General features: G+C 64.1%; 15 protein-coding genes. 4 read left to right on the top strand and 11 right to left on the bottom strand.

From position 1 onward, the window contains the following. Window positions 1-75: 75 nt before the first annotated feature. Window positions 76-1215 (bottom strand): DUF2336 domain-containing protein, encoded by a 1140-nt coding sequence (locus AC3A4H_RS12445; RefSeq protein WP_487766922.1) that lies wholly within the window; start codon window positions 1213-1215, stop codon window positions 76-78. Window positions 1216-1361: 146 nt separating this feature from the next. Between AC3A4H_RS12445 and AC3A4H_RS12440 the strand changes: the two genes are divergently transcribed. Together AC3A4H_RS12440 and AC3A4H_RS12435 are read left to right on the top strand one after the other, a co-directional pair. Further along, on the top strand, window positions 1362-1820 hold the full coding sequence (locus tag AC3A4H_RS12440) for a MaoC family dehydratase (protein WP_487766982.1): 459 nt from the start codon (window positions 1362-1364) through the stop codon (window positions 1818-1820). Continuing rightward, window positions 1820-2701 (top strand): HpcH/HpaI aldolase/citrate lyase family protein, encoded by an 882-nt coding sequence (locus AC3A4H_RS12435; protein WP_487766921.1) that lies wholly within the window; start codon window positions 1820-1822, stop codon window positions 2699-2701. The genes AC3A4H_RS12440 and AC3A4H_RS12435 overlap by 1 nt, the downstream gene beginning before the upstream one ends. 40 nt (window positions 2702-2741) lie before the next feature. Here AC3A4H_RS12435 and AC3A4H_RS12430 read toward each other — a convergent pair whose 3' ends face one another. Then, window positions 2742-3302, bottom strand: coding sequence for a nitroreductase family protein (locus AC3A4H_RS12430; protein WP_348779636.1), 561 nt, complete (start codon window positions 3300-3302; stop codon window positions 2742-2744). Window positions 3303-3519: 217 nt separating this feature from the next. Here AC3A4H_RS12430 and AC3A4H_RS12425 point away from each other — a divergent pair, with 217 nt between their 5' ends. Further along, complete coding sequence (locus AC3A4H_RS12425) at window positions 3520-4419, top strand: hypothetical protein (RefSeq protein ID WP_348779635.1); 900 nt, start codon at window positions 3520-3522, stop codon at window positions 4417-4419. Between the two features lie 210 nt (window positions 4420-4629). Here AC3A4H_RS12425 and rpsD read toward each other — a convergent pair whose 3' ends face one another. The 4 genes from rpsD to AC3A4H_RS12405 all read right to left on the bottom strand — a co-directional run bounded on the left by rpsD (window position 4630) and on the right by AC3A4H_RS12405 (window position 7530). Further along, complete coding sequence (gene rpsD / locus AC3A4H_RS12420) at window positions 4630-5247, bottom strand: 30S ribosomal protein S4 (protein WP_348779552.1); 618 nt, start codon at window positions 5245-5247, stop codon at window positions 4630-4632. A gap of 290 nt (window positions 5248-5537) precedes the next feature. Continuing rightward, the gene (locus AC3A4H_RS12415) at window positions 5538-5726 is read right to left on the bottom strand and encodes a DUF3008 family protein (protein ID WP_487766920.1); all 189 of its coding nucleotides are present in this window, start codon (window positions 5724-5726) and stop codon (window positions 5538-5540) included. A gap of 156 nt (window positions 5727-5882) precedes the next feature. Next, entirely contained in the window at window positions 5883-6671 is a 789-nt protein-coding gene (gene murI / locus AC3A4H_RS12410; RefSeq protein WP_487766919.1) for a glutamate racemase, read from the bottom strand. Further along, window positions 6664-7530, bottom strand: coding sequence for an RNA methyltransferase (locus AC3A4H_RS12405; RefSeq protein ID WP_487766918.1), 867 nt, complete (start codon window positions 7528-7530; stop codon window positions 6664-6666). The genes murI and AC3A4H_RS12405 overlap by 8 nt, the downstream gene beginning before the upstream one ends. A gap of 259 nt (window positions 7531-7789) precedes the next feature. Here AC3A4H_RS12405 and AC3A4H_RS12400 point away from each other — a divergent pair, with 259 nt between their 5' ends. Continuing rightward, window positions 7790-9004 (top strand): NADP-dependent isocitrate dehydrogenase, encoded by a 1215-nt coding sequence (locus tag AC3A4H_RS12400; RefSeq protein ID WP_487766917.1) that lies wholly within the window; start codon window positions 7790-7792, stop codon window positions 9002-9004. A 70-nt stretch (window positions 9005-9074) separates the two neighbouring features. On the opposite strand, the gene lpxB is transcribed toward AC3A4H_RS12400, so the two are convergent. The 5 genes from lpxB to lpxD are packed head-to-tail and all read right to left on the bottom strand — an operon-like array spanning window position 9075 to window position 13489. Beyond that, window positions 9075-10250, bottom strand: a complete 1176-nt coding sequence (gene lpxB / locus AC3A4H_RS12395) for a lipid-A-disaccharide synthase (protein WP_487766916.1) — start codon at window positions 10248-10250, stop codon at window positions 9075-9077. Next, window positions 10247-11149: an LpxI family protein gene (locus AC3A4H_RS12390; RefSeq protein ID WP_487766915.1), complete on the bottom strand. Its 903-nt coding sequence runs from the start codon at window positions 11147-11149 to the stop codon at window positions 10247-10249. Before AC3A4H_RS12390 ends, lpxB begins: the two co-directional genes overlap by 4 nt. Further along, complete coding sequence (gene lpxA / locus AC3A4H_RS12385; protein WP_487766914.1) at window positions 11124-11957, bottom strand: acyl-ACP--UDP-N-acetylglucosamine O-acyltransferase; 834 nt, start codon at window positions 11955-11957, stop codon at window positions 11124-11126. The genes AC3A4H_RS12390 and lpxA overlap by 26 nt, the downstream gene beginning before the upstream one ends. Window positions 11958-11970: 13 nt before the next feature. Continuing rightward, entirely contained in the window at window positions 11971-12438 is a 468-nt protein-coding gene (fabZ, locus tag AC3A4H_RS12380) for a 3-hydroxyacyl-ACP dehydratase FabZ (RefSeq protein WP_348779544.1), read from the bottom strand. Between the two features lie 7 nt (window positions 12439-12445). Beyond that, window positions 12446-13489 (bottom strand): UDP-3-O-(3-hydroxymyristoyl)glucosamine N-acyltransferase, encoded by a 1044-nt coding sequence (gene lpxD / locus AC3A4H_RS12375; protein ID WP_487766913.1) that lies wholly within the window; start codon window positions 13487-13489, stop codon window positions 12446-12448. Window positions 13490-13498: the final 9 nt, after the last annotated feature.

The raw sequence follows: 13498 nt of genomic DNA, 5'->3' as shown, positions 1-13498 counted from the left end.
CAGTGGGCGAGGCTTCAAGGCTTCGCCCAGCTAGCCCGTGCTGACTGGCTTTTTCTACGCTAAGGAGCGGCGGACTCAGGCGGCGCGCAGGTCCGCTGAGGCGGCGATGGAGAGAGCATGCCGGCGCGCATTGTCGCGCAGCGCGTCGACGTGAATGGCCTTCAGCAGGCTCGCCAGATCGCGTTCGGCCTGCGTGTCGCCAACACGCTGGAGCATGAGCCAGCTGACTTCCTGCGCACCGGCGATGCGCTTGCCGTCGGCGACCTCGCGCCAGACCTTCAGCGCGACGAGAATGACGCCATGTGTGGCGGCTGCAAGACCTGCACTGCGGAACAGGGCCGCCAGCGCCACGTCGCGACCACTGGCCAGCAGCGCGCGCACGCGCGCCTCGCCCTGCCCGGTCAGGGCGACCATTGCGGCACCGAAGAAATCCACCTTGCCGTGCGCTATGGCCCGGATGAGGAAACTGGATGTCAGGTCGCCGCGCAGGCGCAGATGCTCGATGAGCGCTGCATGTTCCTGCGAAGGCGTCGTCTCGATCAGCGTCAGCGAGGCACGTACGCAAGCATCGCGCAGAACGCGCTCGGCGCGGGCCTCACCCATCAACGCCACGACGAGCGGCGAGCGCTTCAACGCCTCTCCCACCTTGACCAGCAGCATGTGGCGGCAATCGGATGGAAGGCGCGTGTCGGCGATCAGCGCTTCGCGAACCGCTGCGACATCGCCGTGGCGCTCTGCCATGCGGCGGAAGCTGAGCATCGCTATCTCGGCCCCGTCGTTGCACAGGAGCGCGAGGCACGCCTCGGCCTCGCCAACCTCGGCAATGGCGGCAGAAACCGCCATGGAAACGATGGGGCGGCTGGCGATAAGGCTTTGGGTAGAGCCGGAGCCCGAGGCGACATGATCGATCAGGTCGGCATCGGTCAAGAGAGGGGAACGTGCGATGACGGAGGCGGCGACCTCAGGCTGGTCGCCGGCAAGGACGCTCACCACCTGGAAAGGCGCATGGCGGCTCATTGAAAGCGCCTCGGCCATGGCCTGCCGCACCTTTGCAGAAGGGTCGTCCAGCAGGAACGTCAGCGCCGCTTCGGCGGCACAGCGATCCTCGAAGGGGAGTTCCTTCTGCACATAGGCCCGGGCCAGCGCGCTTGCTGCCGCCGCACGCTCGGAAACACGAGCCGTGTCCAACCATTTCAGGAAATGTCCGACAATCATTCCGACGACCTATTCGCCGGCAGTCCCGGCGCCCCCTGCACACACGCTAGGGAAAAATGGTTTACGAACAGTTCACCATATCCGTTAACCTGCTTGTCGCCGCCGGTGGCGGAGACTATCAAGCGGCTGAGGCAGAGGAGGAGATGATGGCAGGGCTGTATCTTGAAGAGTTCACCGTCGGCCAAACCGTTCGTCATACGCTGACCAAGACGGTTACCGAGAGCGACAACATGCTGTTCTCGACCATGACGCTGAACCCGCAGCCCTTGCATATCGACTTCGACTTCGCCGCCAAGACCGAATGGGGCAAGCCGCTCGTCAATTCCCTGTTCACGCTCGGGCTGATGATCGGCATCTCGGTCCATGACCTGACACTGGGCACCACCATCGCCAATCTCGGCATGACCGAAACGGTGTTTCCCAATCCGGTTTTCCACGGCGATACGATCCGGGTTGAGAGCGAGGTTCTTTCAGTGCGCGATTCGAAATCCAAACCGGATCGCGGCATCGTCGAGTTCGAGCATCGCGCCTATAACCAGAACGGGCTGCTTGTGGCCCGCTGCATCCGCCAGGCGATGATGAAGAAGAAGACGGTTTCGGCCTGATGCGCTCTCTGCTGTTCGTACCCGGCGATTCGGAACGGAAGCTGGAAAAGGGATTCTCGTCGGAAGCCGACGTGGTGATCGTCGACCTGGAAGATTCAGTGTCGGCGCAGAACAAGGTTTCCGCGCGCGTAACGGCCGCCGAGTCCCTGCGAGCACAACAGGATAAAAAGGGCCCGGCGGTCTATGTCCGCGTCAACGACCTGTCGACCGGACTGACCGACGATGACCTGGCGGCGCTGGTTCCGGCGTGCCCCGCGGGCATCATGCTGCCAAAGTCGAACAGTGGCGCGGATGTGCAGCGCCTTTCGGTGAAGCTGCGCGTGTTGGAGGCCGAAAACGGGCTGCCGGATGGCGGCATCGCCATACTGCCCATCGTCACCGAAACCGCCGCCGGCACGCTGGCCGCGGGCAGCTATGCCGGCGGCAGCCCGCGGCTGGCAGGGCTGACCTGGGGTGCGGAAGATCTTTCGGCGGCTATTGGCGCCCGCGCCACGCGCGACGCGCAGGGGCGCTACATGGACGTGTTCCGCCTTGCCCGCGCCATGACGATTCTGGGCGCAGCGGCGGCGGAGGTTGCGGCAATCGATACGGTTTTCCCGAACTTTCGCGATATGGATGGCTTCCGCCGCGAATGCGAGGAGGCCGAGCGCGACGGGTTTACGGGCAAGATGGCCATCCACCCCGCGCAGGTGCCGGTCATCAACGAGGTCTTCACGCCTTCGCCCGCAGCGGTCGCGCATGCGCAGGCCGTGGTGAGCGCATTCCAGGCCGCGGGAAATCCGGGCGTCGTGGCACTGGAGGGGCAGATGTACGACCGCCCCCACCTGCTCCGCGCCGAGCGCCTACTGGCGCGGGCACGGGCGGCTGGCGTTGCAGCCTAGGCGCAAATTGGGCCAGGCCGGTTCGACGCGCTAAAGAAGCCTATTCTTCCCAGGGCCCCGAATAGTCGCCGTAAAGGCTGGTGACCTCCGGGCGCGGGCGCTCGGGCCCTGCGCCGTCGAAAGTGCCGATATGGATGAAACCGACGACCCTTTCGTGCGGAGCCAGGCCAAGGATGCGCCTGCCCTCCTCCACGTCGGAATACCAGTTGGTGATCCAGTTGGTCTTGTAGCCGAGTGCATTGGCGGCAATGACCAGGTTCATGGCCGCCGCGCCGGCGGAGAGAAACATTTCCCACTTGGGAATTTTCGGGTTTTCCTTGGGGCTCGAAACCACGCCGATGACCAGTGGTGCGCGCGAAAACCGCGTCAGTTCCTGCTGGCGCCGGCCTTCGGTAAGCGGCCCCTCCCGGGCCTCCGCAAGCGCGGCAAGCCGCTCGCCGATGCGGTGACGCGCTTCGCCGCGATAGAGAATGAAGCGCCAAGGCTCCAGCCGGCCATGGTCCGGCACTCGCGAGGCGATGGTGAGCATCGTTTCGATTTCGGAGTCATTGGGTGCCGGCTCGCGCAGCTCGGGGATCGGCGCCGAGCTTCTGTTCAGCATGAATTCTATGATCGGTGACTGCGTCACGGCATTCTCCTGGTTTTTTGGCTGAAGCGCGGCCGACAGAGCTGCGGCGGCTTTTGGCTATTTGCGGTACTGGCGCATGAACTGCTGACTTGAAATTGCCACCGCATTCCGCTTCAAACAAGCCATGCTCGCCGGATTCTCAAGACATTTGCCGACCATTGCCGCTGCCGCGGCATTTGCGCTGTCGCCTATGGCGAGTTCGGCCGAGGAGGTCAACCCGATTCAGGGCCTCAAGCTGCCCGCCATCACCGGCTATTCGTCGTCCCACGGCGGCACGCCGGCCGGCCCGCAGGCGACCGGCGAGGTGACGCTTGCGGCGAAGCTGACCGACAAGGGCAGCGAGATCAATCGCGGACTGGTGTGGCGGGTGTTTCGCCCGGAGCCGGGGCCTGACGGGAAGCTGCCGCTGGTCGCCTCGGCAGAGGGCGGCACCAGCCTGTTCCGGCTGGAGCCGGGCAGCTATCTGGTTCATGCCTCGTTCGGGCGCGCGGGGGCCACGAAGCGCATTACCGTCGGCTCGCAGCCCAAGCACGAAAACGTTGTGCTGGATGCGGGCGGGCTGAAGCTCGATGCGGTTCTGGCCGGCGGCGTGCGCATTCCTTCCGACAAGCTGCGCTTCTCGATCTACGAGGCGCAGGCCGGCGCAGACGGCGACCGCGCGCTGATCATTCCGGATGTGAGCGCCAACTCCATCGTTCGGCTCAACGCCGGCACTTATCACGTCGTCTCCACCTACGGCTCTGTGAATGCGGTGATCCGGTCCGACATCCGCGTGGAGGCCGGCAAGCTGACGGAGGCAACCGTCGAGCACCGCGCCGCTGAAGTGACGCTCAAGCTGGTGCGCGAAGAAGGCGGCGAGGCGCTGGCCGACACCTCCTGGTCGGTGCTGACGACATCCGGAGATCCGGTTCGCGAAAGCGTCGGCGCCTTTGCCTCCATGGTGCTTTCCGAAGGCGACTACACCATCGTGGCCAAGAACCGTGATCGCATCTACCAGCGCGATTTCACGGTCGTCGCCGGGCACAATCAGGACGTCGAGGTCGTGGCCAATGAGAACAACGCGACCGATCCCGACGACGGCGCGGACTGAGCGTTCGGCAAGTTCGCCGAATTTGATTCTTCGGCCCGTCGGTGAGGCCGCTGCCCTCCCCTGGATACCCGTTAGCGCCCGACGGTGCGTCGCAGGCTGCCTCATTGCAGGCCGAGGCGCATTCAGAGAACGACTGCCGCAATCAACAGAGCCTGAAATGACAAAGGCCGCCCGAAGGCGGCCTTTGAAAAATCGTAGCGATAACCGAAATCAGCGCGAGTAGAATTCGACGACCAGGTTCGGTTCCATCTGGACCGCAAACGGCACGTCGGAAAGGCCGGGCACGCGCAGATAGGTGGCGACCATCTTGTTGTGGTCGACTTCGATGTATTCCGGCACGTCACGCTCAGCGAGGGAGACAGCTTCCAGAACGATGGTGAGCTGCTTCGACTTCTCGCGGACCTCGATCACGTCGCCGGCCTTGCAGCGGTACGAAGCGATGTTGACGCGGCGGCCGTTCACGTTGATGTGGCCGTGGTTGACGAACTGGCGTGCAGCGAAGATCGTCGGAACGAACTTGGCGCGGTAGACGATGGCGTCCAGACGCGACTCCAGCAGGCCAATCAGGTGCTCCGGCGTATCGCCCTTGCGGCGGTTGGCCTCGTCATAGGTCTTGCGGAACTGCTTTTCCGAAATGTCGCCGTAGTGGCCCTTCAGCTTCTGCTTGGCGCGCAGCTGCAGACCGAAGTCCGAGAGCTTGCCCTTGCGGCGCTGGCCGTGCTGGCCCGGGCCGTATTCGCGCTTGTTGACCGGAGACTTCGGACGGCCCCAGATGTTTTCGCCAAGACGGCGGTCGAGTTTATACTTGGCGGATTCGCGCTTGCTCATCGCATTCCCTTTCAAACAAATATGCCCGGAACCTCATGCTCCGAGCGAAGGAAACGCGCCCTCCTCTGGCCTCCTTTATCGAGACCTGACAGGATTTCCCGCGCAAAGCTGGCGGAAAAACCCACGGGACACGTAGACCGCGCATCGCTGCACGGCTGGCGGGTCAATATGTGACGCCGCGCGGAAAGTCAACGCATTTGGACGAGTGCTTACGGAAAGTAGCTGTTCTACACACCGGCGTCCAGCACCGGCCGACTTTCAGCGGCCGGCGCTGGTGCCGTGTGCATAAATCAGTGCTTGGTCTTGTGCTCGGGCAGGCCTTCGCGCTTGGTCTCGGCGAATTCCTCGAGCTGCTTCTCGCTCATGGATTCATACATCTGCTTGGATGCACCTTTGAGCGAGCTGACCTTGGTTTCGCCCCGCTTGGCCGCAAGCGCGGCCCCGGCTGCCTTTTGCTGGGCTTTGGATGTGGCAGGCATGGTTTCGACTCCTTGTGACGGCCCCGCGCGCCATCTCAACATCGGAGGTGTTTGGAGAAGGTTCTGCCGGGCAGGTCGTTACCCCTTGCGCGTCCAATCGGACGCACGGCGCAATCAGGAAAACCCGCGGATCGGCATCAGGTTCCGATAAAACGCTCAACCTACCGAAAGGCCGAAACCCTGCATCAGCCGGCGCGTGGGGAAATCCGGCTTGCCGGAGGTGAAGATCGCCACGTCGGGCTCGTGCTCCGGCTCGGTGTTCGTGGACGGCGCGAGGAGCGACAGCGCACGGCGCGCAATCGCCTCGGCCGGATCCAGCCAGTCCACCGGCCAGGGTGCAAGCCGGCGGAACACATTGGCCAGAAACGGATAGTGGGTGCAGGCCAGCACCACGATGTCGGTGCGCTGGCCATCCTGCTCGACGAAACAGGGCGCGATCTCGGCCTTGACGGCCTGATCGTCCAGCGCCGTACCACGGATATAGGCCTCCGCCATGCGGGCCAGATTCTGACTGCCGACCAGCCGCACATGGCACTCATTGGCGAAGGACTGGATAAGGTCGCGCGTGTAGGCACGCTTGACTGTGCCCGGCGTGGCGAGAACCGAAATGAGCCCGGACCGAGTGCGCTCGGCCGCAGGCTTGATGGCCGGCACGGTGCCAACGAAAGGCGTTTGCGGAAACGCCGCACGCAGGTCCGACAGAACGAGCGTCGAGGCGGTGTTGCAAGGAATGACCGCGATTTCCGGCCGATGGGTTTCGAGCAGCCCGGCGAAGAGGTCCACTATGCGCCGCTTCAGCGCCTCTTCCTCCCAGTCGCCATAGGGAAAGCCGGAATCGTCGGCCACATAGACGAAACGGCGGTCGGGCATCAGCACGCGCGCCTCGCGCAGCACGGTGAGCCCGCCAATGCCGGAATCGAACATCAGCACCGGCCGTTCAGTCATCCTTCGAGGGTCCCTCGCCTTTCACGGTCTCGTTGACGTCATGTGTATCACGATCTGCTTTCGCTTTTCTTTCCGGATAGCCCGCACCGCGCGGTGCCTTCGGCGAGAAATAATCCAGCGAGGATATCACACCGCGCAGAAGCTTGATCTCTTCCAGCGTGAAGGCCGGACGGGTCAGCACGGCGCGCAGATTGTCGAGCATCTTCGGCTTCTTGGCCGCGGGGCGGAAATAGCCGCGCGCGTCGAGCGCGGCTTCAAGATAGCCGATCATGCCGTTCAGCTGTTCCTTGCTGGCCGGGGTCAGCTCCGGGCCCGTGAACGGCGTCTGCTCGCCGGTCACGAAGCCGGACTTCATCCATTCATAGGACATCAGCAGCACCGCCTGGGCGATGTTGAGCGAGGCGAAAGCCGGGTTGACCGGAAAGGTGACGATCTCGTCGGCCAGGGCGACTTCCTCGTTCGACAGGCCGAAGCGCTCGCGCCCGAACAGAATGCCGGTGCGCTCGCCAGCCGCCGTGCGCCCGCGCAGCTCTGTTCCCGCCTCTTCCGGGCCACGCACGGGCTTGAATCCGTCTCGCTCGCGCGCTGTGGTGGCGAAGACGAAGTTCAGGTCGGCCACCGCCTGCTCCAGCGTCTCGAACACCACCACGCCATCTATGACATGGTCTGCCTTGCTCGCGGCCGCACGCGCCTTCTCGCTCGGCCAGCCGTCGCGCGGATTGACCAGCCGCAGTTCCGAAAGCCCGAAATTGGCCATGGCGCGCGCCACCATGCCGATGTTCTCGCCCAACTGCGGCTCGACCAGTATGATTGCCGGGCCGCCGGTGATGAGGGTCTTGTCGCGATCCGTGCCTGCCATTGTCCTATTCAAAGCCGGTTTTCCGGCGCCCTGTCTTGCACAAGTTTAAACGAAACGAAACCGCCGCAAGCATGGCCGGTGCGGTATTTTCGCTGCAATTCTGCCCTTCCGCGCCTGGACTGGGCTGCCGCGGCAAGCCGCCTGCCCACGGCGGGGCGGTAGCGTTTGCGCGGTTCCCCCCGCTTTGCTATAGGGGCCCGGACTCCCTTCGTAAAACCGCTGGAACCATCGGGTTCCGCTCCCAGAACGAGGCATTTCAATGACAAAAATCAAGGTGGACAATCCCGTCGTCGAACTCGACGGCGACGAGATGACCCGCATCATCTGGCAGTTCATCAAAGAAAAGCTGATCCACCCCTACCTCGACATCGATCTGAAGTACTACGACCTCAGCATCCAGCACCGCGACGCCACCGACGACCAGGTGACCGTCGACGCGGCGAACGCGATCAAGCAGTACGGCGTCGGCGTCAAGTGCGCGACCATCACGCCCGACGAGGCGCGCGTCGAGGAATTCGGCCTCAAGAAGATGTGGAAGTCGCCCAACGGCACCATCCGCAACATCCTCGGCGGCGTGATCTTCCGCGAGCCCATCATCGCCAAGAACGTGCCGCGCCTGGTGCCGGGCTGGACACAGCCGATCATCGTCGGCCGTCATGCGTTCGGCGACCAGTACCGCGCCACCGACTTCAAGTTCCCCGGCAAGGGCAAGCTGACCATCAAGTTCGTGGGCGAAGACGGCCAGGTGATCGAGCACGAGGTGTTCGACGCGCCGAGCTCGGGCGTGGCGATGGCCATGTACAACCTCGACGAGTCGATCCGCGACTTCGCCCGCGCGTCGTTGAACTACGGCCTGCTGCGCGGCTATCCGGTCTATCTGTCGACCAAGAACACCATCCTCAAGGCCTATGACGGCCGCTTCAAGGACCTGTTCCAGGAGGTCTACGAGCAGGAATTCGAGGCGCGGTTCAAGGAAAAGAAGATCTGGTACGAACACCGCCTGATCGACGACATGGTCGCTTCCAGCCTGAAGTGGTCGGGCGGCTATGTGTGGGCGTGCAAGAACTACGACGGCGACGTCCAGTCCGACACGGTCGCGCAGGGCTTCGGCTCGCTCGGCCTGATGACCTCGGTGCTGATGACGCCGGATGGCAAGACGGTGGAGGCCGAGGCCGCCCACGGCACCGTTACCCGCCACTACCGCCAGCACCAGAAGGGCGAGGAAACCTCGACCAACTCGATCGCCTCGATCTTCGCCTGGACGCGCGGCCTGGCCCACCGGGCCAAGCTGGACAACAACGCCGAGCTGAAGAAGTTCGCCGACACGCTGGAGCGCGTCTGCGTGCAGACCGTGGAAGCCGGCTTCATGACCAAGGACCTGTCGCTGCTGATCGGCCCCGACCAGCCGTGGCTCTCCACCACCGGCTTCCTCGACAAGATCGACGAGAACCTGCGCGCCGCGATGTCGGCCTGAGACACGCAGGCCTGACGGAAAAAGCCCCGGAGCGATCCGGGGCTTTTTCATTGTGAAGTCAGCCGGCCAGCTAGTCAGCTTTTCTCGCGATCTCGGCAAGCACTGCTTCGGCCGCGATCTCGCCGGAGGGTCGGGAGGTGGCCATGCGTCGGGCGACTTCCACAAAACCGTCCTTCTGCCAGGCGCGGAAGCCGGTGTCCTCAAAGAGCGCCTCGAGGTGGCGGGCCAGGTTTTCAGGCCGCACATAGCGATCATAAAATTCCGGAACGATTGCGCGATCCGCAATCAGGTTGGGCAGAAGTGCGGACCATACGGTGACCATGCCCTGCAGGACCCTGGCGATGGCGTCGAGCTTGTAGGCCGAAACCATTGGCACTCCCGGCAGCGCCAGCTCGAGCGACACTGTGCCCGAAGCGATCAGCGCGGCATCGGCCTCTCCAAAGGCCTGCCATTTGCGCGACGGCTCCAGGATGATTTCGGGCTGCTGTTCCCAGCCGGCAACGGCGGCATGGACAGTTTCGGCCACGTGCGGCACGGTAGGCAGCAGAAGCCGCAGGCGGTGGCCACGCGCACGCAGCGCCGTCACCGTCTCGCCGAAAGGCTCCAGAAGGCCCCTAACCTCGCCGCGGCGGGAGCCGGGCAGCAGAAGCAGCGTCTTTTCCCGCGAGGCCGAAAGATCGCGCGGTTGCGCCTGAGCGGCGGATGCAGCGATGACGCCCGGCTCCTGTGTCAGCCGGTGGCCGACATAGGTGCCCGGAGGACCCCCGAGGCGGTCGAGTTCCGAAACTTCGAACGGCAGGATGCACAGTACCCGGTCGACATGCGGCCGCATGGCCTTGGCTCGCCCCGGCCGCCACGCCCAAACGCTGGGGCAGACATAATGGACGATGGGGATGTCGGGGTTCAGCGCGCGCACCTTGGTCGTGACGCGCAGCGAGAAATCCGGGCTATCGATGGTGATCAGGCAATCTGGCTTCGAGGCGGCGATTTCCCTGGCCGTTTCGCCAATGCGGCGAATCAGCCGCGGCAGGTCGCGCAGAATTGCCGTAAAGCCCATCAGGGCAATCTCGCTGCCGTCGAAAAGTGGGTTCAGGCCCAGCGCCTGCAGGTGGCGGCCGCCGATGCCCACCAGTTCGACATCGCGCCCGGTTGCGCTCTGCAAGGCGCGAACGAGATCTGCCCCGAGCAGGTCGCCGGACTCTTCTCCGGCCACGATTGCAATTTTTAGCGGCGGCGAAACCGTCATTTCCGCTCACCGGCGGTCAGGCCGATGACGAACAGGCCGAGCTCATCCGCGCGCTTCACCATCTCGCCGTAGTCGAGCACGAAGGAGCTGCCGGCCTCCACGCCAATGCCGGCAAGGCCGGCCGCGTGGGCGCCCTCAACGGTGGTCGGCCCGATTGCGGGCAGGTCGGCCCGCCTCTCCTGCCCCGGCTTGGCGCACTTCACCAGAACCCCCCGTTTCCTGCCCGCGAGGCGGCCATGGTCACGCATGTCGGCCACGCGCGCAAGCAGGCAATCCGTGCCTTCGATGCCCTCGAGTGCGATGACGCGGCCGCCGACGGAAACCGCGCCCTGGCCGATATCCAGCCGGCCGATAGCCAGCGCCGCCTCCAGACCGGCATCAAGATCCGCCCAATCGGCTTTCTGCGGCGCTGCGCGCGTCATGAGACCGGAGGGCGCGAGCAGATCCGGCACGACCTCGTGCGCGCCCACGACCTTGAGGCCAAAGCCTTCCAGGCCCTTGACGAGAGCCGACAGCAACCCGTCGTCGCCGCGCGTCAGGGCGGCGATTGCCCGCGGAAGTATCCTCAGCAGCATGAGGCTGGGGCGCACCTTCTGCCATTTGGGGCGACGGTCTACGCCGCCGGCCAGGATGACATGGGTGACACCGCGACGCTTCAACATCGGCACGAGGCCAGCGAAGTTTTCCAGTTCGAGGAAATCGTGCTCGCAAGCTGCCAGCGGCGATGCGGGTTCCGCCTCGCCCTCGATCATTGCCACGAAGGGCGAATGACCGTTTGCAACCAGGCGCTCCGCCACGTTTATGGGCAATCTTCCGCTGCCCGCGACGATACCTACCCTGTCTCCGGGAGCAAGCTTGATCCGGATCTCCGGCTCAGTCCTGATCGTCGGCGTCGTCATCGACGGCACCCTTCACTGGCGGAACGGTGTAGTGGCGCTTGCCGCGGTCGCTGATGAAATCGACGATCAGCATCGCGGTCGGCGAATCCGCAAACTCAGTCCGCGCGATCTCGATATTCTCGCTGACGGGACGGCTGCGGTCGAAGATCGTCCTGTAAGCGCGCAGCAGCGTGTTGATTTCCGCCTTCGACATGCCCGAGCGCCGAAGGCCGACCATGTTGAGGCCGCGCAACTTCGCGCGATTGCCCACGGCGATACCGAAGGGAATCACGTCGCCCGCTATCATCGAGCCGCCGGCGAGGAATGCGTTGCGGCCGACGCGCACGAACTGGTGCACTGCGCTCAAGCCGCCAATGCCGACATTGTCGCCGATCTCGCAATGACCGGCCAGCGTGGCACCGTTGGCGAAGGTGACGTTGTTGCCGATGACGCAGTCATGCGCGACATGGCAATAGGCAAGGAAGTTGCAGTTGTCGCCGACGATGGTTGCGCCGCGCGAATTGTCCGTACCGGTGTTCATGGTGACGAATTCGCGGATCGTGCAGTTGTTACCGATCGTCAGTGTCGTGCGGCCGCCCTTGTGGCTCATGTTCTGCGGCAAACCGCCCAGCACGGCCTGCGAGTGCACGGTGCAGTTCTCGCCAAGGGTGGTGGCGCCGAGGACGGTGACATGGCTGATGAGCCGCGTGCCCGCGCCGATCACCACCTCTGGGCCGACATGGCAGAATGGCCCGATGTGTGCGCCGGCACCAAGCTGCGCTCCCGGCTCGACAACGGCCGATGGATGGACGAAGGTTTCAGTCTGCATAAATTCTCGCTGGTCAGGCCGTGGGCGGCGACATCATCGCCGAAATTTCCGCTTCCGCAGCCTTTGCCCCGTCAACCATGGCTTCGCAAGCGAAACGCCAGATATTGCCGCGCTTTTTCAACTTCTTCACATGGATGTGAAGACGATCGCCTGGTACCACCGGTCGCCTGAACTTGGCGTTGTCGATGGTCATGAAATAGACGAGCGACGGCTTGTCGTCGCCCTGGCTCTTGATGCAGATGGCGCCGGCGGTCTGCGCCATCGCCTCGATGATGAGCACGCCCGGCATGACCGGCTGGTCCGGGAAATGGCCGGCGAAATGCGGCTCGTTGAACGTGACGTTCTTGATGCCGACCGCGGAATTGTCGCCGTCGATGTCGACGATCCTGTCCACCAGCAGCATCGGATAGCGGTGCGGCAGCAACTTCAGAAGACCGAGAATATCGACAGCTTCGAGTGTCGTTACGGCGTTATCGGCCATGTTCGTCTCACCCCCTCTTGGGCTTTGATGACAATTTGCGGATGGTGGCAACATCGCGCATGAATTCCATCATGGGCCGAGCCGGCAGGCCAGCCCACACTTCGCCGGCGGGCACGTCGTTCATGAAACCGCTGGCAGCGGCCAGCTTGGCGCCGCTACCGATCGTGAGGTGATCGGCAAGGCCGACGCGACCACCCATCATGACGTAGTCGCCGATGGTGACGGAGCCGGAAATACCGCAGTGCCCGGCAATGATGCAGCCGCGGCCGATGCGCACGTTGTGGGCGATCTGGACCAGATTGTCGATCTTTGTGCCCTCGCCAATGATCGTATCGGCCATGGTGCCGCGGTCCACCGTGGTGTTCGCCCCGATCTCGACGTCGTCCTGGACGATGACGCGGCCGATTTGCGGGATGCGTTCGGGCCCGCGGGCACCGCCGACGAATCCAAAGCCCTCGCGGCCGACGCTGGCGCCGCTGTGGATGACGACGCGATTGCCGACGAACGCACACTGGACGCTGGCATTCGGGCCGACATAACAGTCGCGACCGATCTGCGTATTGGCCGCGATGACGGCGTTGGGGGCGATGATGGTGCCGGTGCCGATGGCAACGCCGGGGCCGATCACCGCGCCAGCCTCGACGATCACCCCGTCTTCAAGTTTCGCGCTGGCATCCACATAGGCGCGCGGCGAAATACCGGTCTCGCCGGTCATGGTGCCGGGCGTGGCGGCAGCAGGGAACAAAAGCCGGCCGACCTGGGCGAAAGCCACCTGCGGCTTGGGCGTAACCAGAACAGCGATTCCCGAAGGAATCAAGGCGCTTATATCGGGCGTGCAAAGCACCGCGGCAGCGCGAAGCCTCTCCACGCTGCCGGCGTTTCGCTTGCCTTCGATGAAAACCAAGGCGTCGTTGCTGCCTTCACTAGCGGGAGCAATGGTGGAAACCACCTTCTCGGCAAGGCTGGCGTCGACGAGCTCCGCGCCGGTGAGGTTCGCGATCTCAAGCGCCGTGAAACGGCGCGACGGCACGAAGAAGACCGGGTCGGACATATGAACCTT

Source organism: Pseudaminobacter sp. Soil_N_29 (assembly GCF_057656055.1).
Note: the sequence above shows the minus strand (reverse complement) of the source record. Positions and strands in the feature narration are given on the sequence as shown.